This window comes from Methanobrevibacter millerae (assembly GCF_900103415.1).
Taxonomy (GTDB): Archaea; Methanobacteriota; Methanobacteria; order Methanobacteriales; family Methanobacteriaceae; genus Methanocatella; species Methanocatella millerae.
Map to the genome: position 1 here is coordinate 17,691 of NZ_FMXB01000022.1, position 26,642 is coordinate 44,332.

The 26,642-nt window shown below is 39.9% G+C and carries 24 protein-coding genes and 6 tRNA genes; 14 read left to right on the forward strand and 16 right to left on the reverse strand.

Annotated features, from left to right (window positions below):
- Positions 1–3: 3 nt before the first annotated feature.
- Complete coding sequence (locus F3G70_RS10405) at positions 4–1,650, reverse strand: helicase C-terminal domain-containing protein (protein ID WP_149732643.1); 1,647 nt, start codon at positions 1,648–1,650, stop codon at positions 4–6.
- Between the two features lie 111 nt (positions 1,651–1,761).
- On the opposite strand from F3G70_RS10405, the gene F3G70_RS10410 reads away from it, so the two are divergent.
- Genes F3G70_RS10410 through F3G70_RS10425 form a run of 4 tightly spaced genes read left to right on the forward strand, consistent with a single transcriptional unit; the run spans position 1,762 to position 4,876 of the window.
- On the forward strand, positions 1,762–2,226 hold the full coding sequence (locus F3G70_RS10410) for a DUF3990 domain-containing protein (RefSeq protein WP_223166076.1): 465 nt from the start codon (positions 1,762–1,764) through the stop codon (positions 2,224–2,226).
- Positions 2,219–2,659 (forward strand): hypothetical protein, encoded by a 441-nt coding sequence (locus tag F3G70_RS10415; protein WP_149732644.1) that lies wholly within the window; start codon positions 2,219–2,221, stop codon positions 2,657–2,659. Before F3G70_RS10410 ends, F3G70_RS10415 begins: the two co-directional genes overlap by 8 nt.
- A gap of 18 nt (positions 2,660–2,677) precedes the next feature.
- On the forward strand, positions 2,678–3,388 hold the full coding sequence (locus F3G70_RS10420; RefSeq protein ID WP_149732645.1) for an NAD-dependent protein deacylase: 711 nt from the start codon (positions 2,678–2,680) through the stop codon (positions 3,386–3,388).
- 3 nt (positions 3,389–3,391) lie between these two features.
- Complete coding sequence (locus tag F3G70_RS10425) at positions 3,392–4,876, forward strand: DEAD/DEAH box helicase (protein WP_149732646.1); 1,485 nt, start codon at positions 3,392–3,394, stop codon at positions 4,874–4,876.
- Here the strand turns inward: F3G70_RS10425 and sfsA are convergent.
- Complete coding sequence (sfsA, locus tag F3G70_RS10430; protein WP_149732647.1) at positions 4,871–5,590, reverse strand: DNA/RNA nuclease SfsA; 720 nt, start codon at positions 5,588–5,590, stop codon at positions 4,871–4,873. The genes F3G70_RS10425 and sfsA overlap by 6 nt on opposite strands.
- The gene (locus F3G70_RS10435; RefSeq protein WP_149732648.1) at positions 5,577–7,097 is read right to left on the reverse strand and encodes an NAD(P)H-hydrate dehydratase; all 1,521 of its coding nucleotides are present in this window, start codon (positions 7,095–7,097) and stop codon (positions 5,577–5,579) included. The genes sfsA and F3G70_RS10435 overlap by 14 nt, the downstream gene beginning before the upstream one ends.
- 70 nt (positions 7,098–7,167) lie before the next feature.
- Between F3G70_RS10435 and F3G70_RS10440 the strand changes: the two genes are divergently transcribed.
- A complete protein-coding gene (locus tag F3G70_RS10440) occupies positions 7,168–8,304 on the forward strand; it encodes an NAD-binding protein (RefSeq protein WP_188118164.1) in 1,137 nt (378 codons plus the stop codon).
- Positions 8,305–8,310: 6 nt separating this feature from the next.
- On the opposite strand, the gene fhcD is transcribed toward F3G70_RS10440, so the two are convergent.
- Together fhcD and F3G70_RS10450 are read right to left on the reverse strand one after the other, a co-directional pair.
- Positions 8,311–9,195 carry a formylmethanofuran--tetrahydromethanopterin N-formyltransferase gene (fhcD, locus tag F3G70_RS10445; protein WP_149732650.1) on the reverse strand — a complete coding sequence of 295 codons (885 nt, stop codon included), beginning with the start codon at positions 9,193–9,195 and terminating at the stop codon, positions 8,311–8,313.
- 81 nt (positions 9,196–9,276) lie between these two features.
- Complete coding sequence (locus F3G70_RS10450; protein WP_149732651.1) at positions 9,277–10,329, reverse strand: UPF0104 family protein; 1,053 nt, start codon at positions 10,327–10,329, stop codon at positions 9,277–9,279.
- A gap of 83 nt (positions 10,330–10,412) precedes the next feature.
- Between F3G70_RS10450 and F3G70_RS10455 the strand changes: the two genes are divergently transcribed.
- Together F3G70_RS10455 and F3G70_RS10460 are read left to right on the forward strand one after the other, a co-directional pair.
- The gene (locus F3G70_RS10455) at positions 10,413–11,846 is read left to right on the forward strand and encodes a TrkH family potassium uptake protein (RefSeq protein ID WP_149732652.1); all 1,434 of its coding nucleotides are present in this window, start codon (positions 10,413–10,415) and stop codon (positions 11,844–11,846) included.
- A gap of 56 nt (positions 11,847–11,902) precedes the next feature.
- The gene (locus tag F3G70_RS10460; RefSeq protein WP_149732653.1) at positions 11,903–12,553 is read left to right on the forward strand and encodes a potassium channel family protein; all 651 of its coding nucleotides are present in this window, start codon (positions 11,903–11,905) and stop codon (positions 12,551–12,553) included.
- A 2-nt stretch (positions 12,554–12,555) separates the two neighbouring features.
- Here F3G70_RS10460 and F3G70_RS10465 read toward each other — a convergent pair whose 3' ends face one another.
- The 8 genes from F3G70_RS10465 to F3G70_RS10500 all read right to left on the reverse strand — a co-directional run bounded on the left by F3G70_RS10465 (position 12,556) and on the right by F3G70_RS10500 (position 14,351).
- Positions 12,556–13,164 (reverse strand): MBL fold metallo-hydrolase, encoded by a 609-nt coding sequence (locus tag F3G70_RS10465; protein WP_149732654.1) that lies wholly within the window; start codon positions 13,162–13,164, stop codon positions 12,556–12,558.
- 49 nt (positions 13,165–13,213) lie between these two features.
- Positions 13,214–13,361: transfer RNA gene (locus F3G70_RS10470), tRNA-Trp, on the reverse strand.
- A 50-nt stretch (positions 13,362–13,411) separates the two neighbouring features.
- The gene (gene hjc / locus F3G70_RS10475) at positions 13,412–13,819 is read right to left on the reverse strand and encodes a Holliday junction resolvase Hjc (RefSeq protein ID WP_149732655.1); all 408 of its coding nucleotides are present in this window, start codon (positions 13,817–13,819) and stop codon (positions 13,412–13,414) included.
- A 28-nt stretch (positions 13,820–13,847) separates the two neighbouring features.
- A tRNA-His gene (locus F3G70_RS10480) sits at positions 13,848–13,923 on the reverse strand.
- 33 nt (positions 13,924–13,956) lie between these two features.
- Positions 13,957–14,039, reverse strand: a tRNA-Leu gene (locus tag F3G70_RS10485).
- A 59-nt stretch (positions 14,040–14,098) separates the two neighbouring features.
- Positions 14,099–14,173, reverse strand: a tRNA-Glu gene (locus tag F3G70_RS10490).
- A 23-nt stretch (positions 14,174–14,196) separates the two neighbouring features.
- Positions 14,197–14,270: transfer RNA gene (locus F3G70_RS10495), tRNA-Ile, on the reverse strand.
- A gap of 8 nt (positions 14,271–14,278) precedes the next feature.
- Positions 14,279–14,351, reverse strand: a tRNA-Asn gene (locus F3G70_RS10500).
- Between the two features lie 197 nt (positions 14,352–14,548).
- Here F3G70_RS10500 and F3G70_RS10505 point away from each other — a divergent pair.
- Positions 14,549–15,529: a radical SAM protein gene (locus F3G70_RS10505; protein WP_149732656.1), complete on the forward strand. Its 981-nt coding sequence runs from the start codon at positions 14,549–14,551 to the stop codon at positions 15,527–15,529.
- 47 nt (positions 15,530–15,576) lie between these two features.
- Here the strand turns inward: F3G70_RS10505 and F3G70_RS10510 are convergent, their stop codons facing one another.
- Together F3G70_RS10510 and F3G70_RS10515 are read right to left on the reverse strand one after the other, a co-directional pair.
- A complete protein-coding gene (locus F3G70_RS10510) occupies positions 15,577–16,272 on the reverse strand; it encodes a hypothetical protein (RefSeq protein ID WP_149732657.1) in 696 nt (231 codons plus the stop codon).
- Between the two features lie 8 nt (positions 16,273–16,280).
- Positions 16,281–17,585 carry an AAA family ATPase gene (locus tag F3G70_RS10515; protein WP_188118165.1) on the reverse strand — a complete coding sequence of 435 codons (1,305 nt, stop codon included), beginning with the start codon at positions 17,583–17,585 and terminating at the stop codon, positions 16,281–16,283.
- A gap of 529 nt (positions 17,586–18,114) precedes the next feature.
- Here F3G70_RS10515 and gatB point away from each other — a divergent pair.
- The 4 genes from gatB to F3G70_RS10535 are packed head-to-tail and all read left to right on the forward strand — an operon-like array spanning position 18,115 to position 23,175.
- Entirely contained in the window at positions 18,115–19,467 is a 1,353-nt protein-coding gene (gene gatB / locus F3G70_RS10520) for an Asp-tRNA(Asn)/Glu-tRNA(Gln) amidotransferase subunit GatB (protein ID WP_149732659.1), read from the forward strand.
- Between the two features lie 12 nt (positions 19,468–19,479).
- On the forward strand, positions 19,480–20,283 hold the full coding sequence (locus F3G70_RS10525; RefSeq protein WP_149732660.1) for a CBS domain-containing ParB/RepB/Spo0J family partition protein: 804 nt from the start codon (positions 19,480–19,482) through the stop codon (positions 20,281–20,283).
- Positions 20,273–20,563, forward strand: coding sequence for a phosphoribosyl-ATP diphosphatase (hisE, locus tag F3G70_RS10530; RefSeq protein ID WP_149732661.1), 291 nt, complete (start codon positions 20,273–20,275; stop codon positions 20,561–20,563). Before F3G70_RS10525 ends, hisE begins: the two co-directional genes overlap by 11 nt.
- A gap of 11 nt (positions 20,564–20,574) precedes the next feature.
- A complete protein-coding gene (locus tag F3G70_RS10535) occupies positions 20,575–23,175 on the forward strand; it encodes a bifunctional glycosyltransferase/CDP-glycerol:glycerophosphate glycerophosphotransferase (RefSeq protein ID WP_149732662.1) in 2,601 nt (866 codons plus the stop codon).
- On the opposite strand, the gene larB is transcribed toward F3G70_RS10535, so the two are convergent.
- Complete coding sequence (gene larB, locus F3G70_RS10540; protein ID WP_149732663.1) at positions 23,150–23,935, reverse strand: nickel pincer cofactor biosynthesis protein LarB; 786 nt, start codon at positions 23,933–23,935, stop codon at positions 23,150–23,152. The two genes, F3G70_RS10535 and larB, sit on opposite strands and share 26 nt — an antisense overlap.
- Before the next feature lie 74 nt (positions 23,936–24,009).
- Here larB and hypF point away from each other — a divergent pair, with 74 nt between their 5' ends.
- Both hypF and F3G70_RS10550 read left to right on the forward strand, forming a co-directional pair.
- On the forward strand, positions 24,010–26,244 hold the full coding sequence (gene hypF, locus F3G70_RS10545; RefSeq protein WP_149732664.1) for a carbamoyltransferase HypF: 2,235 nt from the start codon (positions 24,010–24,012) through the stop codon (positions 26,242–26,244).
- Between the two features lie 123 nt (positions 26,245–26,367).
- Positions 26,368–26,622: a hypothetical protein gene (locus F3G70_RS10550; RefSeq protein ID WP_149732665.1), complete on the forward strand. Its 255-nt coding sequence runs from the start codon at positions 26,368–26,370 to the stop codon at positions 26,620–26,622.
- Positions 26,623–26,642 lie beyond the last annotated feature (20 nt).

Sequence of the window (26,642 nt, forward strand, 5' to 3'; positions counted from 1 at the left end):
CTATCATCTTCTTATTTTTATTGCTTCGGCGAAGTATTCGTTGAAGAATTTTCTATTTCTATAAAACAGTTTTTTAAAATCGGCATCGATAATGTACATGTCACAGTAATCGTCCTTATCCCTGATGCCTCTGCCGTAAGCCTGCATTATAGCCATTACCGCCTGATAGTAATACCATGAATTGTCTAAAGATTTTCTGTATTTTACCTGCTCATTAAGCTGAGGATAGGGAACCTTGAATATTATCTGGAACCTGCACAGGTCTCCCTTCAGGTCGACTCCATCCTTGATTGAAGCTCCTATCAGTATTTCATCATCATTGCTTTCGTTGAATTCCCTTAACACTTCGTTTCTTGACTCTCCGCCGACGAATACAAGATTATATTGCCTTAAGTTATCCATTATCCAGAATGCCTGCTCGTTTGACGAGGTGTGAATCGCCCCCTTCTGATTGGGATACTTATCGATTATTTCCCTGATTTTAGAAATCGCCTTTTCGTTTTTCCATCTTGGAGTTCCCCTGAGCTTTCCGCTCATGTTGGCAACAAAATCAATGTAAATCGGCCTGTTTGAAACTTCAAAGGGACTTTTTTCATAGATATAATAGGTATTATCCGGATTGATGTTGTTCCATTGGCAGAACTTGTGCATGTCCCCCAGCGTTCCGGTTAAAAATATCCTGATATTACCGAAGCTCAAGAGATTCTGCGTGGCGTCTGAAACCGAATAGGGCTTGAATTCAGCTGAAATATCCATCTTATTGGTCTTAATTAACTTGTATTCGGGCAGATCAATGATTAAATCACCGCTTTCCAGTCCAAGCATTATTGAGTTGAAATCCTTCATGTCGCTTTCAAGCTTTTGCTTTTCGATGAAATCGTTGCTTGAATACTTTGAAGGGTCGCTTTCAAACTCATCCAGAGTTACCTGAACGTCCTTTCCTGTTCCTTCAATCTTTTTAATCTGCTCGCTGCATTCACTCACGAGCTTTTTGCACACTTCAATCCAGTGCTCGGAACTGCTTTTAACGATTGAATAGGACTTTTCCCCATTCATTAGCTCTTCAAAAATATCTATTCCGAATTTTGTTGAAATGTGTTCACGATTCAGGATATGGGAAGAAAGCATCAGCATTTTTCGCTCAAGGTTGTGGGCCTCATCTAAAATCAGCAATTCTCTGGGATCAAGCATTCCATTGTCCACGCCTACCCTATAGAGGAAATCATAGTTGGTGATGACGTTTTTTGACTTTTTGGCTTCTCTAAAAGCGACCTGAAAGGGACAGTCCCCGCATTTTGCCAGATTGTACTCCGATTTGATGCAGAAGTCACAGGTTCCCTTATAGTTGCACGGATAGTTGCCCTTTCCCTTAATTTCAACCAGCATATCTTCAAAATCATATAAGTATTGCTCCTGAAGCTGCTTTGTCATGGTTAATATATAGGAATCCTCATACATGTTGGCAAGGGTTGTTGCGATTGCGGATTTTCCTATGCCCGTTCCTGCTTCGAGAATGATGTTTTTATAGCCTTCGCCGATTGCGAAGTTAATTTTGTTAATCAGCTTTATTTGGGTGTTTCTCGGATGGTGTGCGGTTAATGACCAGTGAATCATCCAGTCCAGATTTGAATTGCTATTCTCTTTTTTCAAGTTAATCCCTACTCACAAGATATTCACAATTAGCATTTTGTATCCTAAAATATTTAAAAGTTTATAAAATTTAAAAATAAATATCAATATAAGAAATCAAAATTTTGAGGCATGATATTAATGAAAATCTATCATGGAAGTACAGTAACTGTAAAAAAACCTGAAATCCGGATTGAAAAATTCAATAAAGACTTCTATTTTGGTTTTTACTGTACAATAATGGAAGAACAGGCCATCCGTTGGGCAACAAGATTTGGAAATGGAATTGTTAATGTATATGAATATGAGCCTGATGATTCATTAAAAATTCTCAAATTTGAAAAGATGACTGAAGAATGGCTTGATTTTATCATAGCCTGTAGAAGCGGTACCCCTCATGATTGGGATATTGTTGAAGGCCCAATGGCTGATGATACCATTTATAACTATATTCAGGAATTTAAAGACGGTAAAATTTCAAGAGAAGCATTCTGGGCATTGGTAAAATTCAGATACCCGACACACCAAATTTGTTTTAACACTGAAAACGCGCTTAAAACGATAAAATTCATTGAATCGAGGGAAGTTCATGGATAAGAATAACAATTCACTATTTTATACCTGCAGTTTAATTGAATTCATCTCAAGACAAACAAAAAATAATAGAAAGGATATTGTTTCATATTTGGGTGAAGATTTAAAAAGAATTTATGATTATGAAGATGTTTTTCATTGCGAACCTATTGAGAAAGTGGCCGATGATTTTATAAATAGGAACAGTATTCCTGATGGAGAATTTGATAACATTTCAACATGCAAATACAATGTTCCGGACTATTGGGAAATTGGAGAAGTATTTGAAAGGCTCATTGAAGATATTTATGATGAAAAAGATGTTTTTAAAGGAATCGTTGAAGTATACTCTTCATGGCTAGCGGAAAAAATTCTGAATTTCAATTCTGACTTGTATTATCAGTCACGGGAATATTTGGCCGAATGCTTTAAAACTGGAAAAATTATTGTATCATAATCACAAATATATAATCATATGACAAAAATCAGCCAATTACAGGAAATTATTGATTCCTCAGACAACATCGTCTTTTTCGGAGGAGCTGGAGTGTCAACTGAAAGCGGAATTCCCGACTTCAGAAGCGCCGACGGAATCTATTCCAAAAGTCCTGAGGAATTAGTCTCCCATACTTACTATATGGAACATACCGAAGAGTTTTTTGAGTTTTACAAGGAAAATCTAATCTTCAAGGATGCCAAGCCGAATCCTGCCCATTACAAGCTGGCAGAGCTTGAAAAGAAAGGAAAACTGAAAGCGGTAATTACCCAAAACATTGACGGGCTTCACCAGAAGGCAGGCTCTAAAAACGTCATGGAGCTTCACGGAAGCGTTCACAGGAATTTCTGCCAGGTCTGCGATGAAAGCTATGACGTTGACTACATTTTAAAAAGCGAAGGAATTCCCAAATGCGTCTGCGGAGGCATCATCAAGCCGGACGTCGTATTATACGAAGAGCCTTTAAACAACGCCGTTTTGAATTTTTCAATAAATTACATTCAAAACGCCGAAACGTTAATCATCGGAGGCACGTCACTTGTGGTTTATCCGGCAGCTGGCCTAATCAATTATTTCGGCGGGAAAAATCTGGTATTGATTAACAAAAGCCCAACGCCTTATGACAATTTGGCCACTTTAGTCATTAATGACGCCATAGGCGAGGTTTTCTCAAAAATTGATATAAGGTAGACTATGGGATTTAAGTCAGAAAAGAAGAAACTGAAGGATTTAGCAAATAAATCGGAAATCTATGATGTTCCCAAATCACTGACTGGTGAATTAAGGCCTTATCAAAAGATTGGCTATTCATGGCTGGTTCAAAACATTAAAAATGGCTTCGGAAGCATTTTAGCCGACGATATGGGTCTGGGAAAGACAATTCAGGTTTTAACGACCATTCTTTATTTTAAGGAGAAAAATCTTTTAGAAACTGAACCGGCACTGATAATCGTTCCCCCGACATTAATTTCAAACTGGGAGCAGGAAATCAACAAGTTCACTCCCGAACTCTCATACTACATTTATCACGGCTCAAACAGGATTTTCCCAATAGACGATCATGATATCCTTTTAACATCCTACAGCGTCGTCCGCCTTGATTTGGAAATGTTTCTGGACAGAAAATGGTTCATCTGCGTGATCGATGAAGCCCAAAACATTAAAAATCCATCAACGCAGCAGACAAAGGCAATAAAGACAATTAACGCCTTCAACAAGATTGCCCTTACCGGTACGCCAATCGAAAACCGTCTGACGGATTACTGGTCTATTTTTGACTTTGTCAATAAAGGCTATCTTTCAACCCTTAATGACTTTAAAACCAATTTCATAATGCCTATTGAAAGGATGGGTGATGAAAGCGTATTAGAAAAGCTTAAGACCATGGCCAAGCCCTTTGTTTTAAGAAGACTGAAAACCGATGAGGAGATTAAAAAGGAACTTCCCGAAAAGATCATCAATGACATCTACTGCGGGCTTACAAAAAAGCAGATTAAACTCTATAACGCCATACTGGACGGGATATTTGAAGACTTGTCATATAAGGACGGCATTGAAAGAAGGGCGACTATCCTAAAGATACTGACTTCCCTTAAACAGACATGTAATCATCCTGCGCAATTCCTAAAAAGCGACAATCCTAAAATCAGGGAATCCGGGAAAATGGAGCTTCTCATTGACATTCTGGAAAATATCTTGAGTGCCGATGAAAAGGTACTGATTTTCACCCAATACGTTGAGATGGGAAAAATCATTCAAAAACTTGTTTCACAGAAATTGAAAACAGAAGTGCTGTTCCTTCACGGATCGCAGTCACTTAATGAAAAATCAGAGGTTATCGATACATTCCAGGAAAATCCCAACTATAAGATACTGGTTGCAACGCTTAAAACCGGCGGTACGGGTTTGAACTTGACGGCGGCGCAGAATGTCATTCACTACGATTTGTGGTGGAATCCGGCCATTGAAAATCAGGCAACTGACAGGGTGCACAGAATAGGACAGGAAAATGACGTTATGGTATACCGCTTCATTACAAAGGGAACACTTGAGGAAAACATTGACGAAATAATTAAAAATAAAAAAGATCTGGCCGAAAAGGCAATAAGCACCGACAAGACCTTCATCACCGAACTGTCCAATGAAGAACTGAAAGAAATATTAAGGCTTAGACTATAATTCGGACAGGTCAAAGTCGATGGGTTGAGGCACTAGCTTAATCTCATCAATGGAGTTTTCACATGTGTAAACGAGTATTTCAACGCCGTTTTCATAGGCTTCGTTAAGCGTTTTTGAAAATACAGGGTCGTTTTCCCAGTTGGGCCTGAATGACGTTGCCAGAGGATGCTGAATCAGGAAAAACACGACTGCCCTGAAACCGTCCTTTTTTAATTTTATCAATTCTTTAAGGTGCTTTGTTCCTCTTTCTGTTGGAGCATCGGGAAATCTCGCTTCACGACCGACAACTAATGTCACTCCCTTTACTTCAACGAAGCACGGCTCTTCTAAAAAGCTCATTCCGCAGCAGTCGTCAACTTCGTTTGCCAAGTATATATCTATGCGTGAATTTCCGATTGTCTTTTCCCTTTGATGATATGAATAGCCTGAAAGCTCCTTTATTTTACCACTTTTAATTGCATCATATACAATGCTGTTGGCTTCCTGCGAGTAAATTGATACGAGCTCACCACGGTTTTCAACGAAGTGAAGTGAAAACTTCGTCTTTCTTTTCGGATTGTCTGAAGGCTCAAGCCAGACCACCGCATCTTCCACCAAAAGCTCCTTGCAACGTCCTGTGTTTGGAACGTGAGCTATTTCAAGCTTTCCGTCAACTTCAACTTCAGCTATGAAGCGGTTCGGTCTTCTTTTAAATATTCCCTTAACGCATTCCATTTTTAATCACAAATCCGATGTATGAAACAAGGTCGCTTGCTGAAAAGCCGTTTCCATTATTTTTATAGGCCTCTTCACCTGCAAGGCCGTTAATGAAGACTCCGAGGCATGCGCTGTCAAAAGGAGTCAAGTCTTTAGACATTAATGCCGTGATAATGCCTGCAAGAACATCTCCGGTTCCCCCAACGGTCATTCCGGCATTTCCAGAGCGATTGATTCTGAATTTATTGCCTGATAAAATCAAATCATTCTTTCCCTTAACGACCACGCAGCCGTTAATTTCTTTAATGACCCTTTGAAATTCAGTTATATTGTCATTAACCTTATTGAAGTCATAGCTGTCCAAATCCAGCTTTAAATTCGTTTTAAAGAATTTATTGAATTCGGCCAGATGAGGCGTCAGTACGATGTTATCCTTATTTTTAATCAGTGACAAGTCAACCTGCTTCAATCCGTCCGCATCAAGAACTATAGGCTTTTTGATTTTAGTAACTAAAACATTAAACAGTTTTGATGTTTCATCGTTAATGGCTGAGCCCGGACCTATCAATACCGCATCGACCTTATCCGTTAACTCCAAAATATCATCCAGATGGCTTAAGCTTAAATAATCTCCATCTAAAGCCTTGACTATCAAATCGGGAGAGGCTGACTTGACTGCGGTTGAAGCGCTTTCAGGCGTTGCAACGTAAACCAAATCGACTCCACTTTTAAAAGCTGCCATTCCCGCAAGCGCAGGTGCTCCGTGATAGTCCGCGCTTCCGCCGATAATCAATATGGAACCGTTGTTTCCCTTGTGTGATGAATCGCTTCTCTTTTTAAGCCTTAAAAAATCACCGTAATTAATGAAATATTCCGCCTCCAAAGGAATTCCGATGTCTGCGGTAACAAGTCCACCGACAAGCTCCTCATCGGCATCGCGAACGCCAGTCTTGATTTTGTGAAAGCTTATGGTATAGTCAGGCACAACCGCCACGTCATTAATATCGCCGGTAAGTGGATCCATTCCTGACGGCACGTCAATGCTTATCTTAAGGCCTCGGGACTCGTTAATTACCTCAATGGCCTTCCTGACATTTTCCTGAAGATTTCCCTTGATTCCTGTACCAAGAATGCCGTCAACGATTATGAAGTCCTCATCGCTTTCAAGCCTAAAGTCTCCAACATTGCTCAAATCATGAATGGTTAACCTTGAAAGTCTCGGCTTCATGTTTACCAACAGTTCATAGTTTATCCTTGCCTCTTTGGAATGTATATTGCTTTTAAGCATGTAAATGTCAACGTCATAGCCCCTGTTCAACAGATATCGTGCTGCAACGAATGCGTCTCCGCCGTTTCCACCGGAACCCGTAAACATCACTACCTTTACGGGCTTTGAGAAAGTAAACACGGCTATTTTAGCCACTTCATCGCCCAATGACTTTCCGGCGGATTCCATCAGGCACAGCCTTGACAATCCCAGGTATTCGCAGTTTGCATCGGTAACCATCATATCAATCGGATCCATATTAATTCACCTAAATTTTAATATGATAGTTATAAATAAATATAATTATCCCAATTTAAGGAAAAAGCATATGAGAAAAATAACATTCAAACTATTGACAAAAATGCCCACGAGACACGTGACAAACGGAATAATACTAATTGCACTGCTTTTTGCATATGGAATTATCGGTTCCTATTTCATTATGGGCTTGAATTTTGTCGATTCTGTTTATTATTCAGTCAGTACTATGGCAACGGTCGGTTATGGAGATTACGTTCCCAAAACCGGAATCGAAAAGATATTTGCAACGACCCTCGCATTGGGAGGAGTTGCGCTGCTTGCTTACGTATTCAATATTATTTTAACGAGTTTTCAGGAGCGAATGAGTAAATATTCAAAAGGGGCTAGACGAATGAGAGCGATTGACGAAATGGACGATTATTATATCCTTTGCGGTTATGGAAGAGTTGGAAAAGTGGTTTATGATGAGCTTAACAAAAGACAGCAGAACGTGATTATTTTTGAAAAGAATGAGGAGATAAGCGAAGACATTAAGGAAAACCACTCTACTGTGGTTTTAAATAAGGATGCTACCGAAGACAGTACGATAGCTGAATTGGCCAGTGAAAAGTGCAAAAGCGTAATCATAAGTACCGGAGATGACGTTACCAACCTCTTTATTGTCCTGACGATAAGGGAAAGCAATCCCGACGCATGGATCGTTTCAAGAGTAAGCAAGGCCGAAAACTTCAGTCGCCTCAGAAAGGCCGGAGCGGACAAGCTCGTTTCACCGGAACTCATCGGAGGAAAAGATTTATATCTTGAATCCGCAATGCCCCACCTCCTAAGATTAACCGTCCAGCACGGCCCAGACGAGATTTTAAGCGAATTTGAAGTCATCACCAAACACGGCTGCACGCTTGAAAACGTCGACTACCACATTCCAGGAATAAAAACACCGCTGAGCCGAAAGCTTCAGTCAAGCGACTTTAAGGACGGAACAAAATACGATGATTATCTAAAGCGCAATAAGGATGCAAAGGAAGCTCTTGAAAACCTCTACAACGGCGTCAACAATATCCATTCCCACTGGATTTCAGGTCCGAACAGGAAAATACTTAAAAATCTGGTGAGAGACCTGGAAGAACATGAAAAGATTATCGGTAAAAACCTCACAAATGAGGAAATAGCTGAAATAACAAAAAAAGAAAATAGTAGAGAGTAAATCTCTCTAGAATAATTCTTGTAAGTGAATTTGGTAAGGACCTAAACTTCCGCCATAGTTACCTGCACCAATTTCAATAACTCCAGGCACTTGACAAGCAGCTTCAATACCTGCTTTCATAGCAGCTTTAACGGATTCTTCATCCACACCATCAATAACGATTTCCATATTACCGAATACATTTTCCGGTAATTCAGTTTCTACTTGATCTTTTAAAGTTACGCATTCTTTTTCGTTGGTAGATGCACTCATGAAAGAGTATTTGGAACCTGTTTTTGAACCAGAAGCGACCATACCACCAGAGAAAGGAGTGATTACACCAGGAATAGCATGAATAGCATCAACAGCAGCTTCAGCTGCAACAATAGAAGTCATTTGACTGTCACCCATGATGAAGAAATTTCCACCTGCTACACCATCTTTCCATCCCATTTCATCTTCCACTAAGAAGTCACCAGACATAATAGGAATTACATGCATTTTTTTACCATTTACATCTTTTTCAGTTTCAAATCCGTCACCGAAGAACTTGAGTTGCTTTCCGGTTGGGAAGGATTCTTCACTTTCAAGAGCATTAAATGCTGCTGCAGTAGGAGCAGTTAAAACACATTGTCCAATCCTATCCATAATCTGTTCACCTAGAGCTTTTTTAGCCATGTGACAAATCATGATTGCATAACCAGGTCTTCCATCTGGGGATTCAGTTGGAGGAATATATTGGTCAATACCTGCTTCTGCAGGACATCCGATAACTGAAGTAGCAAATCCAGTAGCTTCAGTAGCTGCAATTTTAGCTAAATGTTTAGTAGCTGCAGTAATAATTAATCTAGATACTTTAATTCCGAAACCTTCAGCAAAGGTATCTTGTATTTTTACACCATTAATTTCCATAATTTCACCAATTATATAGTACAAAAAATTAATTTTTTGCTATTAGAATATATTAAAAAAAAATAAAATAAAGTTTTCTATTTAGTCATCTTCACTTTCATCTGAAATTTCTTCGGAATCCGAACCTGTGGAAATCCTATCAAGAACTGATGAACCGTAATAAGGTAAAATGACCAAACCTATAATTGTGGCCATCCAGAATGAAATCAGCCTTTCAACAACCGTAGCTGCTGCTGAAACGGAAGCCGTTACCCCTGCAGCCGAATAGAAAACAATCATTATTCCGTCGACGGCACCGAGGCCTCCCGGAAGAAGCGGAATCATGCCCACAAGACTGGCCACGATAAAGACCTCTCCGATTAAAATGACATTAACGCTGGCTCCGAAGGCCAGAAAGACCAGATAGACCCTGAATATTTCAAATATCCAGATTATGAATGATAACGGAAGGGCATAATACATCACTTTCCTGTTGTGGATTACGAGGTTCATGGTGTCCTGAAAACCCCTGATTGCGCTGTGGATTTTATCTTCAAGTTCCTCAGAGTTTTTCTTGTAGAATCTTCTCACCAAACCGATAATCCATCCGTCAACCCTCTCTCCGAAATCCGGATTGATTGACATGTAAATGAGAGCGATTAAAATGATGACGATAGCTATTACCGCAGTGGTCATGACGACAATGAGCCAAACCGGAAAGTCGAAGTAGAATGTCATGGCAATGATTGTTATTATCGCCAGAACGACAAACGGGAAGGTGTCCAATGCCCTGTCTGCAACGACTGCGGCAAATGTCTCTTCCATGGGATAGCCTTCCTCTCTGGATAAGATGTATGCCCTTACAGGCTCTCCCCCACCCCTACCGGACGGAGTGATGTTGTTGACCGCAAGGCCCACAAGAACCATTGGCAGAAGCTTGGTGATGCTTGAGTCCATATCTGCAATATTGTTGAGTATTTTCCACCTTAAAGTGTATAAATAATATGTGAAAACCTGAAGTAAAACTGCCAAAGCTATTATGCGCAAATCGGCAAATTGCAATGACTTTATAACGTCATCTATACCTACAAAATAAAGCATTACCAGCAATATGAGAATGCTGATACCGAGAAAAATTACAGTTTTTTTATCCATGGAAAACCTCTAGTAGTTAATTTATTATATTTGGGTTAAAAATTTATATATTTATTTGTTCAAAATTTATTTGTGGGATTGAGATGAGGTATATTAATAAGACAGACTTGTTTATAGTGGCCAGAAATTCTGGTATGCTGATGGTTGGGATTGGAGCGATGTGCCTGGTTCCGATTATTGTCGATTTAATATATTTCGAGTTCAATGCACTTTATTTTCTTATACCTGCGTTAATATCAATTGGCGTTGGTTTTTTATGCATCAAGGGCTTTGAGAAGTACTCATCAAACAAGATGCGTTTAAAGCATGGAATGATTATATCATCAGTTGCGTGGCTGTGGGCCGCAATCATCTGCGGGCTTGCAATGATGCTCATTACCCATGTCGGCTTTATAGACTGCGTTTTTGAAAGCATGTCCGCTTTGACCGGAAGCGGAATCACGCTATTTCCAGACGTTGAAATCCTGCCGCAGAGCGTTTTATTTTTCAGATCCATCCAGCAGTGGGTAGGAGGCCTGGGGGTTGTCGTGATGATACTGGCCATTTTAACAAAGCCAGGAACCACATCCGCAAAACTATACCAGTCAGAAGCCCGTGAAGAGCGTATCAAGCCATCAACAAAAGCCACAATCAAGCAGACCATCAAGATTTATCTGATTTATACCGCCGCAGGAATTGTTTTGTATCTCCTTGCGGGAATGCCAGTTTTCGATTCAGTGTGTAATACATTCAGCATCATTTCAACGGGAGGAATGGGCATAAAGAATGCGAATATGGGATACTATCACAATGATGTCATCTATTTCATTTCGATAATATTGATGATTCTTGGAGCAACGAGCTTTCTGGTCCATTACAAGGTCATCAAGACAAAAGGAAAGTCGCTTATTCATGATTTGCAATTTAAAGTGATGATCAGTTTAATAGCCATTTCAACTATCGTTTTGTATTTCGTTTCAAATATCGTTCCGATTGAGCTCTTGTTTACCGTCGTTTCGGCGGTTACCACAACCGGAGCAAGCGTTCAGGGCCCGGAAGCAATGGCAGCATGGCCGTCATTTGTACTTATCATTTTAATGGCACTGATGACAATAGGCGGTTCAAGCGGCTCAACCGTAGGTGCACTCAAATTAATGAGGGTGATTACATTCACCAAAGGAGTTTACAGATACATCCGTGAAATCATGTCTCCCGAAGGCCGGGTAATTCCACTCCAGATTTCAGGACAGAAAATACCTGAAAAAGCCGTTTCACAAAGTGGAAACTACATAACCCTCTATATGATTTGCATACTCTTTACATGGCTCCTATTCTGTCTGTTTGGCCACGACCCATTCAGAAGCCTTTTCGATACAATGTCCATACAAGGTAATGTCGGTTTGGGGCTTGGTGAGATTGCACACACCACGGAAACGCCTTTAAAGCTGATAAGCATATTCAACATGTGGACTGGAAGGCTTGAAATATTCCCGGTTCTGATTACCTTCAGGGCAATTTTCGAAGTATTCAAAAGATAGATTTATATTTATCAAAAATACAATATTGATTATTAAAACTTTTTGGATGTGATTTGATGTATGTTGTGATAATGGGTCTTGGACGTGTAGGCCTGTCCCTTGCAAGTCTGCTGATAGACGACGGATATGACCTCACATTAATCGATGACAATGAAGCACTATGCTCCGAAGCTGCAGCAGAGCTTGATACACTGGTAATCTGTGGAAACGGAACCAATTCAAAATTGCTTGAAGAATCAAACATTGAAGACGCAGACTTTTTCATTGCAGCAACAGGAAACGACGAGGCAAATCTCCTGTCCTGTATTCTGGTGAGAAAGTACAACGTTCCAAACATCATTGCGAGAGTGAGCAATCCCGACCACGAGGAAGCCTTCAAGGAAGTCGGAATCGATAACGTAATAAGCCCTGAAATTACCGCTGCAGGATTTCTGGAAAAGCTGGTTACAAGGCCAAACGTAGCCGATTTGATTCAGCTCGGTGAAGGGGATGCTGAAATCTTTGATATGACCATTACAAACGATAAGGTAGTTGGAAAACGTATTGAAGACATTTCACCAACCAAAGACTATATCATAATAGCTACTTACCCTAACGGAAAGCTTGTAGTGCCTCAAAAGGACAATGTCCTTGCCCGTGGCGAAAAGGTAACCGTTCTTGTAAAAAGAGGATCATTTTCCAAAGTAGCTAAAAAACTTGAAAAATAATATTAAAATTGGGAGTAAGACGCTTTAATGTGTTCTTTCCCATTTCCTTCAACTATAGGGCCGTGTCCCGGAAAGAGATTAACCACATCAAGCTGAGTCAACTTATAAACCGAATTTTTCAAATCGTCGAAATTTCCGCCGATATCCCATCTTCCGACTCCGCCATGGGAAAAGACCGTATCGCCTGAAATCAAGTTAACACCGTCCCACAGGCATATCCCTCCGCCGGTATGGCCGGGAGTGTGAATGACCTTAAATCCTCTTAGGGTATCACCATCTTTCAAGTCAATGTCAACCCTTGAGTTTAAGGGATTTTCAAAGGCGTTCATTGAAGTGCCCAAATCGTCCCTGTTTCTCATGGACATTGCATCAATTTCATGAACGGCAATATCTGCGTCCTCAAAAAGGTAATTGCCGCCGATATGGTCAAAGTGACAGTGCGTGTTGACTATTAATGAAATATCCTCCCTTTTAACGCCGTGGCTTTCAATGCGTGAAAGGAGATTCTCTGCGTTCAAACCCGTTCCGGTATCGACAAGCATGTCGTCAATCAGATAACAGTTGGAATCCATGTTGTAACCCGGAATAAATAAAATGCTATTGGAACTCATGAAATTAATTATGGTTAAAAGTAGTAAAAAAAGTTTTTTGAAAAGTAAATGGGGTCACAGGGATTTGAACCCCGATCCTGGGATGTCTCTTGCCTCAGTACTCCAATTGATCATCACAACAGGTACTGTTCAGTTACGCGTATAGTTCTTCAAAGACAACTGGAGTCCCAGATGATGCCTGGTTACACTATAACCCCACATAACATACTATAATTATTATATCTTTATTAATATATAAAGTTTATTGTTAAAATTTCATTTGTCTGTCGATGCCTGTAATTTCATCGATTTCCAGGCCTTTCTCCAAGATATAATCTTTTTCGACCTTATAATTACCATTTCTTGTACGTTCGGCTTTATCCGGCTCAAGAAACAGCCATTTGGTATATTTGAATTTCACGCCGATATAGGCCTTAGCGCCGAATATCCTGGAAAACTCAAGAAGTGCGTCAATCTGTTCGGTGTCGATGTAGACCTTGTCCTTGGTTGTAGTCTTTACTTCAATGGCCAAATACAGTTTGGAATTTCCTGCAACAACATCCGGTAACGGTCTTTTGGTAGCTCCACCTGAAGCGGGAGCCCTCATAGCTGCAAAATCTCTCTCCCACAGCTTATGCACTAAATCTCTTTCTTCAGCAGAACCTTTCTTAGCCAAGAATAACACCAAAAAAATAGTTTATAAATGGGGCCGGGGCCGAGATTTGAACCCGAGTCCCGGGATCCACAGTCCCGGAGGATGACCACCTACCCTACCCCGGCAGAAATGAATAAAAGTCAAAAAAAATTGTTAGATGCGGGAGCAGGGATTCGAACCCTGGAAGACCTGTGTCAACAGGTCCTAAGCCTGTCCCCTTTGGCCTCTCGGGCACCCCCGCTTATGAAAACGAAAGTGAAACTAGAAACCATTAAAAATCTTAACAAGTTTTTTTTAAAGTGCTCCGGCCGGGATTTGAACCCGAGTCTTCGGCTCGAAAGGCCGAAATGATTGGCCGGACTACACCACCGGAGCAAATGATAAAAGTTTAAGTAACATGGGCCCAATGGGGTTTGAACCCATGGCCTTCCGGTTATGAGCCGGACGCTCTACCTGGCTAAGCTATGGGCCCTTTAAAAGCGCCGTCGACAGGGCTCGAACCTGTGACCAATCGGTTAACAGCCGAACGCTCTACCTACTGAGCTACGACGGCATGTTAATAACCCACTATCTTAACCAAATAAAACCCATGTTTAAAAATCAAAAGACTTTAAACAGTATTTTTTTATTTATTTTTACTAGTATATAAACATTATGATTTTTCCCACATTTTACGAAAAAATATGAAAAAATGCTAATAAATAATTGGTACGAACAAGTATATAAATTTAATCAAACAAAGTTTATACGATGAATTCCGAATTTTTTGACATGATAAAAAATGCCAATGAAGTGACTTTGAAAAATCACGGCGATGAGGTTACTCTTGAAAGGGCCATTTTCTTATCATGGTGGTGTGACAAGGGGGACTGCGCATTCTGTTACATGTCCACGCAAAAGGACAAGATTAAAGATCCAAAAAAGGCAAGGCGTAATGTCAGCAACATTTATGCCGAAGCTGAAATGTGCAGGCGTCTGGGATGGAACATCGAGTTTTTATCCGGAGGATACAAATCCTTTACAACATCGGAAATCAAGGAGATTGCTTCCACCATTAAAAACATAACGGGCGACGGAGTCTGGCTTAATACCGGCATCACCGATGAGCTGTCAGAATACGGATCTGAAATTACAGGAATCACCGGAGCCGTTGAGGTGGCAAACCCCGAAATCCACAATAACGTCTGTCCCTCAAAAAGCCTGGAGGATATCGGCCACATGCTCGATACCGCAGGAGATCTGGGCTTTAAGAAAGCCATTACGATAATACTGGGGCTTGGAGAAACCCTGGATGACGTCGATTACGTGATTGACTACATTAAAGAGCACGATATTGACAGAGTTATTTTCTACTCCCTAAATTCCCACAAGGAAACGATTTACGCCGACAAGTCACAGCCTGCATCACTTTACTATGCCGAGGTCGTCTCAAGGATACGCCTGGAGTTTCCGGAAATTGAAATCATATGCGGAACGTGGATTGACAATCTGGCAAACATAGGAATCCTGATTTTAAGCGGAGCCAACGGAATCACCAAATTCCCTCTTTTTAAAATGTTCGCAACAAAATACGGCGTTAGAGTAGAAGAGGAAGTCAAGTGGGCAGGACGCCGATTGAAAGGAACATTCTCTGATAAAAGCCGGCTGGGAGAACCTAAAAGTGAAGTTTCACCGGATTTGGATAAATTCATTAAACGCTATATCAAGGAATCCCTGAAAAACAAGTACTGAAACTTGTTAAATGCCGCAAGGGTTTATTTTAAGGAAAAGAAATGAATTTAGTTGAAATATTCTTCATTTCTTTTATAGAAATACCTATCAAAACCATTTTCATTAACGGCCAGCACCATATTGTAATGATATGGAACAAACCTTTTCAAAAAATCCAAGGGTTTGATAATATTATTCAGCCTATTGCTTTTATTTTTGAATGGAAGGTATTGCGCTTGCGTTTTTGAAACCAAAAAGAAAAATTTTTCTGTTTCAAATAATTTCTTAATGCAGATTTCTCCATTTTCCTTCCCATAAAAATCTTTCATGACCTGATAAAGAAGGGAAATGGAATCTGAAGGCTTGCTTCTTAATGAGAGATGTGATCTGTCAACCAAATATTCGGAAATGGCATTAATTTTATCATATACTTTACATTCATGTTCGCATTCTTTCATTAGCTCCAAATATCTGTGTAAATAGTATATGCTCATTTGCCTATCCTCATCCTTTGAATAATCAATATTTTTGAATTCAAAAAAGAATATTCTGTTTTTATTCTCTTTTTCAATAATGAGCAATCCATCAGCACTTGCAAATTCACCATTAAACTCCTTATTTCTATTATTGAAGTCTTCTGCAACATCGTCAAATGAAATCATCTCAAAATCATGATTAATTACCGGGTTATCATAGCCTGTTTTTGATATTTCATCAGCAGGTTTTCCAAAGTTTTCCATCAGATAATTGTTTAAATCCTGCATTTAATCACCTATTCAATACCGTTGAATGCGTTTTCTATTCTAATTTCATCAATTTCATCATAGGAATTTCCCAGATTATCATACAATACGTTTAAATTTCTTCTTTCAATTTCTCTAAAGTTAAACAGGTTATTTTCTGATTCTTCAGACAAATAAAACATGGAATCTTCTACGAGCCCGTATTTTCCGGAAAGAACTTCTAAAGCTTCAATGAAATGAGGACTATGCGAATTGATGAATACTGAGATATTCAGTTCTTTTATCAGCAGGATAATTAATTTCGCTAATTTCACCTGCCATTCAGGATGAAGATGGGTTTCAGGCTCATCCATTATTAAAAATGAATTTTCATTCAATATCCCATTTGACAGCAATACCTGCACAACTCCCAATTGCTTAACTCCGAATGCGGTATTTCTCATATGATATTCGTCGCCGTTTCTTTTGAATATGAATTCCCCTTCATCAACATCATAATAGATATAACCGCCAAGCAATGAATTAACCTTATTCAAACATTCATCAACCTTTTGATTGAATAACGGATCGAAAACATCCCCGTTATCTTTAGTTGAATATAGGCTTTCAGATAAAACTCTTAAATGAAATGGAGCATCTTTTAAGTATGTTCTAGACAAGTTTTTAAGGTCAAAAGCAGATACCAAATCAATATAGAGGACATTTTTATTATCCAGACAATTTAAATTTCCATCATTGATTTTAAATCCCATTTTGGAGCCGTTTGAATCAAGTTTAGAGGAAAATTTACAATTGTTTTTATCAGCATAGAACTGAACATCGGTATTTTCATCAATTTTCAAATCTTCAATATTGAATTCTGACCTTAATAATACATTGCTGATCTCGAAAAACATTCTGCATCCATCATTGCTTAATTCCAGAGATTCATCCATATCCGTAATTTTTTTAAGGTATTCATCCTTATTCGGAATCTGGGAATCGTCCACAATCATTTTCAGTTTGTTGATGGCTGTTTTCATTTTTGCATTGAATCCGTTATCGTTTAAATCCGGAAGATTGTCTGATAATTCCTCAACTTCCAATAAGCTTTGTGAATCTGGTGGAAGTTCCTTTTCTAAAGCAGTTATCATCATTTCAAACCTATTGTTAATGCTCACCTTAGCCAAATAATCTCCATTACCTGAATTGGATTCCAAAAAACAGTACAATAATTTACTTGAAGTTGTTTTTCCGCTTCCATTGATTCCGGCAATGACATTAAGTTTTTTTAATTCAATATTGGCATGGTTTATCGGTCCGAAACAATGGATATTAATGTTTAAATCTGACATTTTTTCACCAAGTTTCATTTTTAAAAGTTAAAATAGAGTTTGTTGGTCTTTATTTAAATATTTTTTGTTTATAATGAGATAATTTTTACATTATGAGAGCAATATTGCTTTAACCGTAGAAATAATGATTTTATGAGTGTTTTTTTCTATTGAAGCGATATTCTTGCTTTATAAATAGTGAATGTTATCCTGTTTGATTAATCAGTTAGCAGTTGCAAGGGATTTATTGGAGTTTTTAAGTGAAGCGATGATTGAATCTTTGAAATCGTCTTTTCAATAATAATCGTTATAAATTACCTGATTTGATTTTTAAGACGTTAATAATGAATGTATTCTCTCCATAATAATATTAACAGCAAAACCTCCCATCATTAATGAAGAATAACTTCAAAGCAGGCAACAGCCACAGATTCCAAAAACCCTATTTTTGACAATCTTTATAAGTCCCCTGCTATATATATAATTATAATATAAATTATTATCAAAAAAATTTCCAAATGGAGGAATTATTATTAGTGACGATTTTAGTATGATGTGTGGACTTGAAATCCACGTACAATTAGAAACTGATTCAAAATTATTCTGTGATTGCCCAACTAACTTTAATGAGGCACCTATAAACCAAAACATCTGTCCTGTCTGTTTAAATCAGCCGGGGGCCAAACCGCATCCGACCAACATTCACGCAATAGAAAACGCGCTGATGATTTCACTGATGCTGAACTGTAAGATTGATCAGGGATTTACCTATTTCATGAGAAAGCATTACGATTATCCGGACTTGTCTTCAGGATATCAGAGGACTTCTGTTCCTATCGGTTATGAAGGAGAATTGAACGGAATCAGAATCAGGGAAATCCACATTGAGGAAGACCCTGGCCAGTACAAGCCAGACAGAGGTATCGTTAACTTCAACCGTTCAGGAATTCCTTTGGTTGAAATCGTAACCGAACCGGACATTACCTCCCCTGAAGAGGCAAGAAACTTTTTAAAAGAAATCATCCGTGTCCTGCAGTACAGCGGAGCCGCACGTGGAGAAAATTCAATGAAAGCAGACGTTAACATCTCCTTAAACGGCGGAAACAGGGTGGAGATGAAAAACGTTAACTCAATCAAGGGTGCCTACAGGGCTTTGAAATTCGAGATAGTAAGGCAAAAGAACCTCATCAAAAGGGGCGTTGAAATCCAGCAGGAAACCCGTGCCTATATCGAAAGCCAGATGATTACAACAAGAATGAGGTTAAAGGAAGATGCTGACGATTACAGATTCATACCAGATCCTGACCTTCCTCCAATGGAAATTCCGGATGAATTAATCGAAAGGGTAAAGGAAATCATGCCTGAAGCCCCTCACCACAAGGTTGACAGGTTCGTAAGGGACTACGGCATCGACGAGGAATCAGCAAAGGTACTTACTTCAGAGCTTGATTTGGCAATAGCTTATGAAGAGGTCGTTAAGGAAATCGACCCGATATTTGCGGCCAAATGGATGAGAGACGAGCTCAAAAGGGTATTGTCATACAACAAGCTTGACTTTGCGGAAAGTGGAATCGGCGTTGAAAGCCTTGTGGAACTGTTTAACATGCTATTAAACAAGGAAATCACAACCAAGGCCGGTCAGAGAATCATCGAGCAGATGCCGAACAATGAAAAGTCACCTAAAGAGATTGCAGAAGAGATGGGTCTTTTGGGTGTAGTCAAGGACGATGAAGTCCTGGCTGCAGTAAAACAGGCAATTGACGAAAACCCTAAGGCGGTTCAGGACTATCTTGACGGTCAGAAGGCTTCAATCAACTTCCTTGTCGGTCAGGTAATGAGAATAACCCGTGGAAAAGCCGATCCGGGTGAAACAGTAAAGCTTTTAAGAGAAAACATAGAATAGAGGTACTCCACTATGGCAGAGAAAAAATCATTCGTTAAGGACTACATGACAAAGAATGTTATCAGCGTCTCTCCGGACACTCCAACGGAACAGATTATTACATTAATGAAGGAATCACACCACAACAGTTATCCGGTCGTTAAGGACGACAGGCTAGTGGGAATGGTAACCGCATTCGATATTGTCGCAAAGGACTGGCGTGACCATGTCAGCGGAATGATGAGTACAAAGCTGGTTGTGGCAAATGAAAACCTCTCAATCAACGACGCCTCAAGGGTAATGTTTAGAAGGGGAATCTCCAGAATGCCTGTCGTTGACGAGGACGGCCATCTGGTGGGAATCATCACGAATACGGATATGGTAAGGTCCCACATCGAAAGGTCAACCCCGAACAAGGTTGATTACTTCAAGACCACCATGGAACAGCTCTATGGAATAAAGACAACGCTTAAAAGAATGAAGGTGCCGACGGACAAGCTGAGACCGACCCAGGACAGGGTTTACGCCGACGAACTTGAAGGAAGAACCTACGAGCTTAAAAAAGGACTGGCTGAACCTGCCATTGTCGTAAAGACCGGAGACAGATGGATACTGGTTGACGGACACCACAGAGCCGTTGCCTCAAAGCAGATGGGCTGCGAGACCGTGGATTCATACGTTGTCGATTTGGGCCGGGACATCAAGCTCGGTATGGAAAAGACGGCCGACAAGGCAGGAATCAGGAAATTCGAAGACATCAAGATTATCGATGACGACAAGCATCCGTTGATAGCAATAACAGAAAGCATTCAGGACAGTGAAGCACGTGGCGAATGATAAGATAATAAGGCAGGTGTGGGAAGTCCTTGAAACGAGAAGGGACAGTCCCATTGACTCATACACTTCAAAAATAATGCAGGACAGCGACAAGAAGGCCGAAGACAAGATACTTGAAAAGATTGCCGAAGAGGCCGGAGAAGTGTTGATTGCCAGTAAAAACGATGAAAATCTGGTTTATGAATCAGTTGACCTTATTTTCCACACGATGCTCCTGCTTGTCTATAAGGGCGTCGACATCGACGAATTGTTTGAGGAATTCGAAAGAAGAAGAAAATAAAACTGGTTTGCATGAATGAATTCAAATTTTCAGTAATTATTGCAGCATACAATTCAGATTTATGGATTTCAAAAACATTAAACAGTCTCATTAATCAGACCCTTGATTTTGAAGATAACATCCAGGTCATTATCGTAAACGACGGAAGTACGGACAATACCGGCAGAATCTGTCAGGAGTACAAGGCCAGATATCCTAGAAACATTAAAATCATCACCAATGACAGGAATATGGGGCCTTCAGCAAGCAGAAACCTTGGCCTCAAGCAGGCAAGGGGAAAATACATCAATTTCCTTGACAGTGACGATTACATTTCAAAGCCGACTTTCAGAAGCATTTCAAGCTTTTTTACACAGCATGGAGATGAAATAGACATTGTATCCATTCCGATACACTTCTTCGGCGATAAGGAGGGAGAGCACATCCTCAACTTCAAATACGGCGAAAACCGTGTCGTTGACTTGTTTGAGCATCCGGACCATATCCAGCTGTCATGCGCATCATCCTTTTTCAGGCACGAAGCAATAAAAGACCTGAAATTCGATGAAAACATTTCCGTTTCGGAGGACGTGGTTTTCATTAACCAGCTGCTTTTAAAAAACCCTAAAATCGGATTCTGCAGCGGCGGAAAGTATTACTACAGAAAAAGGGAAGAGCGCTCATCACTTATCGACAGCTCACCCTTTAAAAAGCAGTATTTCACAAACAGGGTCGACCACTATTTCAAGTTCCTCATTGACAGAAGCATTGAGGAGTACGGCGAGGTGCCCTCATTTATCCAGTACACGATAATGTATGACCTGCAGTGGCTTTTTGACATAAGCTCGGTCAACAACATATTAACCCGTGACGAGCTTATAGACGTTAGAAAAAAGCTTTTTGACATCCTGCAGCACATTGACGATGAAGTGATATTCAAACAGAAAAACATTCCCGACATCCTTAAGGGAAACATTTTATTTTTCAAGTACAAGAACCTTGAAAACACCGACGAATACGTGAAGGTTCAAAGGAAAGTCGTATCAAGGCTGAATCTGAATACGATTTATCTTGACGTTTATGAGATAATAGATGACGTTTTATACATTCTGGCGGATCTGCCGACGATGTTCGGCACGAAAGCCATGGTTTTCGTCAACGGCAAGGAAGTGAAAACCAAGCAGATTAAGTTCCCCCAAAGGGACAAATACTCATTGAGCCACAAATACTCAACGAATTACTCCTTTGAAGCTGAAATAGACCTGAAAAGGGGCGAAGAATATGAAATCGAATTCAAATCCGACAGCAAGACTTTTGAAAAACTCCATATTGACTTTTCAAGGCCGTGCAACTTTTCAAAAACCGTAGGATATGCCAAAACAAGAGATTACCTCTCATTTCTGGAAGATGACAAGATCGTTATCAAAAGGAGAAACAACGTCGAATGGATTAAAAGGGAAATAAAAACCCTTTACGGCATGCTTAAGGAGCACAAGAAAGGATTCAAGACCGGCGTTCCAATCAGGATAATCTATCATCTGATTTATCCGTTCATGAGAAACAAGAGAATCTGGATGTTCATGGATTTGCCGGACATGGCAGACGACAATGCAAGGCACCTTTTCACCTATGCCCAGGACCAGGATAAAAACATCATAAAGTACTTCACCTTAGACAAGGACAGCAAGGACTGGTATGACATGAAAAGAATAGGCAAGGTAATACAGTACAAGTCAATCAAGCACCGTGTGCTGGCTCTTTATGCCGAAAAGATAATCACGTCACACCCCGACAACAACATCATCTATCCGTTCTGGGGAAACTATCCTTTCTTTGCGGGGCTTTTAAAGTCCTCAACCATATTTCTGCAGCACGGAATAACAAAGGACAACGTTTCCACATGGCTTAACGGATACGACAAGCACCTGATGATGTTTCTGACCTCATCAAAGCATGAATACAAGTCAATTTTCGAATACCCATACAACTACAAAAGGGAAGTGATAAAGCTTTTAGGATTTCCAAGATTCGACAGCCTGGAGAGAAAAGAGGATAAAAGGCAGATTTTCATAATGCCGTCCTGGAGAAGGTATCTGAGGTTCAAGTCAAACGAGTACATTTTAAACTCACAGCATTTCAACAGGTTCAATTCATTAATCAACAATGAAAGGCTGATTGAGGCGGCAAAGAAATACGATTACGAGCTGATTTTCAAGCCCCACCCAAACGTTTATGAATACATTGATTTGTTTGACCGAAACGACTACGTCAAAATCGACTATAAGCATGAAAAGTATCAGAAAGCCTTCAATCACGGCTCACTGCTGATTACGGACTACTCTTCCGTTGCATTTGATTTTGCCTACCTCAGAAAGCCCGTGCTCTATTACCAGTACAGCAGGGACTATCACTTCAACATTAACGAAAGCTATTTCGATTATGATACCATGGGATTCGGTGAGGTCTGCCGCATTGAAGACCAGCTGGTCGACTACATTATCGAATACATGAAAAACGGATGCGAAATGAAGGAAATATATGAAAACAGGGTTAAAGCCTACTTCCTTTTCAACGACAAAAACAACTGCATGAGAGTATATAATGCGATTAGAAGGCTTCCCCGCAAAGTCTAACTATGGTCAGGGCAAAAACGCCAGCTCCAAAACCGTTGTCAATGTTAACCACAGCTATCCCGGGCGCACATGACTGAAGCATAGAATCCAGTGCCACCCTTCCGCCTTCGCCGACGCCATAGCCCACTGATGTCGGAACGGCAATAACCGGAACATCAACAAGACCTGCAACGACTGAAGGAAGAGCCCCTTCCATTCCTGCACATACTATGAACAGTTTTACGCCTTCCTTTACCATATAGGCGATTTGCGGGAAGAGCCTGTGGATTCCGGCAACTCCGATGTCATAGGAGCATATCGCCTCGCAGCCCCCTTCCTCAACAATGACTCTTGCCTCTTCGGCGATGTTAATGTCTGAGGTTCCGGCGGTTAAGATGCCTATCTTTGCAATCGGCTCGCTTTTGTTTTCATTAACCCTTATGATTAATATATTAGCTTTTTTGTTGTAATCAAAAATGAAACCTTCGTTTTTAAGGTAGTCTAGATCATTTAAAAGATTGCTGTAGGTTTCATCTGATAATTTGGTAATGATTAGATTTTGAGGGTTTTCGCTTTCAAAATATTTTTTTATTATTAATAATAAATCCTCATAGTCCTTTCCTAAAGCAAAAACCGCTTCGGGAAAACCTGTTCTTGACTGGCGTTCGCCGTCGAATTTGGCGATTTCATCAACTTCCAGAATGTTTTTTGACTTTAAAAGATTTTCAGCAGTTTCCAGAGTTATTTCATTATTGACCAGTTTCTCAAGAATTTCCCTCATAATAGTAATTTAAGATTGAAGATGTTAAAAAAACTTATGTTTATTAATTATTAGGCCCAAATACTATAATATTTATGACCGCAAAAAAGATTTTAACTCAAGGAATTGTTCAGGGTGTCGGATTCAGGCCCTACGTATACAGATTGGCCACAAGCTTGGATTTAACAGGCTACGTTAGAAATTTAGGCAATGTTGTGGAAATTATCATTGAAGGCGACGATATTGAGCTTTTTATTAAAAGGCTTCAAAGCGAACTGCCGCCGATTGCAAGAATTGACTCAATTGAAGTAATCGATATTGATGAAAAGGGTTATGATGAGTTTAAAATCATTGAAAGTTCCGATTCTTATTCCGGGCTGAGCGTAATTCCGCCAGACATTGCAATTTGTGACAGCTGCTTAGCTGAGATTAGAAATCCGGCTGACAGGCGCTACAAATACCCTTTCAATGCCTGTACCGACTGCGGTCCGAGATTTACCGTCATCGACTCCGTTCCATATGACAGGGACAAGACGTCAATGGATGAGTTTCCATTATGTGACGACTGCCTTGTTGAATATAAAGAGCCTTTAGACAGGCGATATCACGGCGAAGCAATTTGTTGTAGCGTATGCGGGCCTCAAATGGCAATTTATAAGAAGGATAAGTTAATTGAATGTGACAATCCAATAAAATTAGGTGCGGATAAGCTTAAAGAAGGCAAAATCCTAGCCATTAAGGGAATCGGCGGAACCCACCTTGTCGTTGACGCCTACAATGACAGTGCCGTAAGTGAATTGAGGCGCCGATTGAACAGACCGAATCAGGCATTTGCGGTAATGAGCAGCGATTTGGATGCTGTTAAAAGATATGCTAAGCTATCTGAAAGGGAAATCGAAACGATAACGTCAAACAAAAGACCTATCGTTATCTTAAAGAAAAATGATAACTATAATTTCCCGGAAAGCCTCTCTCCAGGACTTCACAACATCGGAGTGATGCTTCCATACTCACCGATGCATTATCTGCTTTTCGATGAGGGAGATATCGACACTTACGTCATGACTTCGGCAAATATCCCCGGAGAGCCAATGATGATTGAAAACACCGAGATAATTAACGGCATCAGCGACTATTCATTAGTTCACAACCGAAAAATCCTTAACAGGTGTGACGATTCGGTAATCCGTTTCAGGAACAATGAACTGTCATTCATCAGAAGGTCAAGAGGCTATACGCCGGAACCATATACGATTAATTATGACGTCAATGGATTGAACGTGCTGTCACTGGGTCCCGAGCTTGATGTTACATTCTGTCTTGCAACTGATACGATTGCATACCCATCACAGCATATCGGAAATACAAATAAGGTAAAGACACTTAATTTCCTTAAAGAATCGATTAAGCATATGAAAAGAATTACCAAGATATGCGATATAGATGCAGTTGCATGCGATTTACACCCACATTTTTTCACGACGAAAATGGCATATGAATTCGGAGTGGACGTGATACCGGTTCAGCACCACCACGCACATGCGGTGGCCCTTGCAAACGACCATAAAATCGATGAAATGATTGTTATAGCTGCCGACGGAACAGGTTACGGCGATGACAATACAAGCTGGGGAGGAGAAATCCTTTATACCGACATCAAAGGCTATGAAAGGATGGCTCATCTTGAAAGACAGAAGATGCCCGGAGGAGACCTTGCAACCAGGTACCCGATTCGAATGCTTTTAAGCATCTTAAACGATGAGGAAATGATTAAAAATTACATCAAATACTTCAAATACGGCGAAACCGAAATCAAAAACATCTTCAGGCAGCTTGAAGCCGGCATTAACGTTGGCGTTACCACAAGTACAGGAAGGGTTCTCGATTCAGTATCTGCGGCTTTGGAAATATGCAGCGAGAGAACATATGAGGGAGAATCCTCAATGAAGCTTGAATCTGCCGCATATTATTCAACGAATGAATTGGAACTGCCTATGATAATTGAAGGCAATACCCTGAATACCACTGAAATCCTAAAAGAGGTTGTCAATTTATACCTGAAAGGCCATAAAAAGGCAGACATTGCAAATGCCGCTCAAAAGACCGTTGCCAGAGGCTTGAGTGAGCTTGCAATCAAATCAGCCGATAAGAAGTCACTTGAAGACATTGGAGCAACTGGGGGAGTCTTTTACAATGAGGCGATAACGGACTCCGTTAAGAACTGCATTGAATCAAACGGCTACAATTTCATTCAGCATAAAAATACCTGCTGCGGTGACGGATCAGTCAGTTTAGGCCAGGCCATCGTTGCAAAAACCAGGAATGTTTAGATAATTAATTAACCTGTGAAATTAACCATTTAATCTTTAAGAAAGTTTCATTACATAATTGAAAAATCAATAAGATGAAACACTACACGCAAATTAACCAAAAAAACATTAACCAGTGATAAAATGAATGATGAATACATATCAGAATCTGATGATATAATAAGAGAATGCGCAAAACTTGAATACAACGAAGGAATGGAAAAAGCATATCAAATGGGATATGAATTAGGATTTAAAATAGGATATAAAAAAGGAAAACTCAAAACTATCCGATATCTCAAAGACATCATTAACAAAAATCCAGATATTACAGCAGAAGAACTATCACAAATCCTAAATCAAAGAATAAAAATACTTGAAAAAAAGGATAATGAATAACTAATACAAACTAACAGCGA

Excerpts from the sequence above, each read along its gene's own strand:
- F3G70_RS10410 (WP_223166076.1), top strand. The coding sequence starts at position 1,762 with ATGATATTAATGAAAATCTATCATGGAAGTACAGTAACTGTAAAAAAA.
- F3G70_RS10415 (WP_149732644.1), top strand. The coding sequence starts at position 2,219 with ATGGATAAGAATAACAATTCACTATTTTATACCTGCAGTTTAATTGAA.
- F3G70_RS10420 (WP_149732645.1), top strand. The coding sequence starts at position 2,678 with ATGACAAAAATCAGCCAATTACAGGAAATTATTGATTCCTCAGACAAC.
- F3G70_RS10425 (WP_149732646.1), top strand. The coding sequence starts at position 3,392 with ATGGGATTTAAGTCAGAAAAGAAGAAACTGAAGGATTTAGCAAATAAA.
- sfsA (WP_149732647.1), bottom strand. The coding sequence starts at position 5,590 with ATGGAATGCGTTAAGGGAATATTTAAAAGAAGACCGAACCGCTTCATA.
- F3G70_RS10435 (WP_149732648.1), bottom strand. The coding sequence starts at position 7,097 with ATGGATCCGATTGATATGATGGTTACCGATGCAAACTGCGAATACCTG.
- F3G70_RS10440 (WP_188118164.1), top strand. The coding sequence starts at position 7,168 with ATGAGAAAAATAACATTCAAACTATTGACAAAAATGCCCACGAGACAC.
- fhcD (WP_149732650.1), bottom strand. The coding sequence starts at position 9,195 with ATGGAAATTAATGGTGTAAAAATACAAGATACCTTTGCTGAAGGTTTC.
- F3G70_RS10450 (WP_149732651.1), bottom strand. The coding sequence starts at position 10,329 with ATGGATAAAAAAACTGTAATTTTTCTCGGTATCAGCATTCTCATATTG.
- F3G70_RS10455 (WP_149732652.1), top strand. The coding sequence starts at position 10,413 with ATGAGGTATATTAATAAGACAGACTTGTTTATAGTGGCCAGAAATTCT.
- F3G70_RS10460 (WP_149732653.1), top strand. The coding sequence starts at position 11,903 with ATGTATGTTGTGATAATGGGTCTTGGACGTGTAGGCCTGTCCCTTGCA.
- F3G70_RS10465 (WP_149732654.1), bottom strand. The coding sequence starts at position 13,164 with ATGAGTTCCAATAGCATTTTATTTATTCCGGGTTACAACATGGATTCC.
- F3G70_RS10505 (WP_149732656.1), top strand. The coding sequence starts at position 14,549 with ATGAATTCCGAATTTTTTGACATGATAAAAAATGCCAATGAAGTGACT.
- F3G70_RS10510 (WP_149732657.1), bottom strand. The coding sequence starts at position 16,272 with ATGCAGGATTTAAACAATTATCTGATGGAAAACTTTGGAAAACCTGCT.
- F3G70_RS10515 (WP_188118165.1), bottom strand. The coding sequence starts at position 17,585 with ATGTCAGATTTAAACATTAATATCCATTGTTTCGGACCGATAAACCAT.
- gatB (WP_149732659.1), top strand. The coding sequence starts at position 18,115 with ATGATGTGTGGACTTGAAATCCACGTACAATTAGAAACTGATTCAAAA.
- F3G70_RS10525 (WP_149732660.1), top strand. The coding sequence starts at position 19,480 with ATGGCAGAGAAAAAATCATTCGTTAAGGACTACATGACAAAGAATGTT.
- F3G70_RS10535 (WP_149732662.1), top strand. The coding sequence starts at position 20,575 with ATGAATGAATTCAAATTTTCAGTAATTATTGCAGCATACAATTCAGAT.
- larB (WP_149732663.1), bottom strand. The coding sequence starts at position 23,935 with ATGAGGGAAATTCTTGAGAAACTGGTCAATAATGAAATAACTCTGGAA.
- hypF (WP_149732664.1), top strand. The coding sequence starts at position 24,010 with ATGACCGCAAAAAAGATTTTAACTCAAGGAATTGTTCAGGGTGTCGGA.
- F3G70_RS10550 (WP_149732665.1), top strand. The coding sequence starts at position 26,368 with ATGAATGATGAATACATATCAGAATCTGATGATATAATAAGAGAATGC.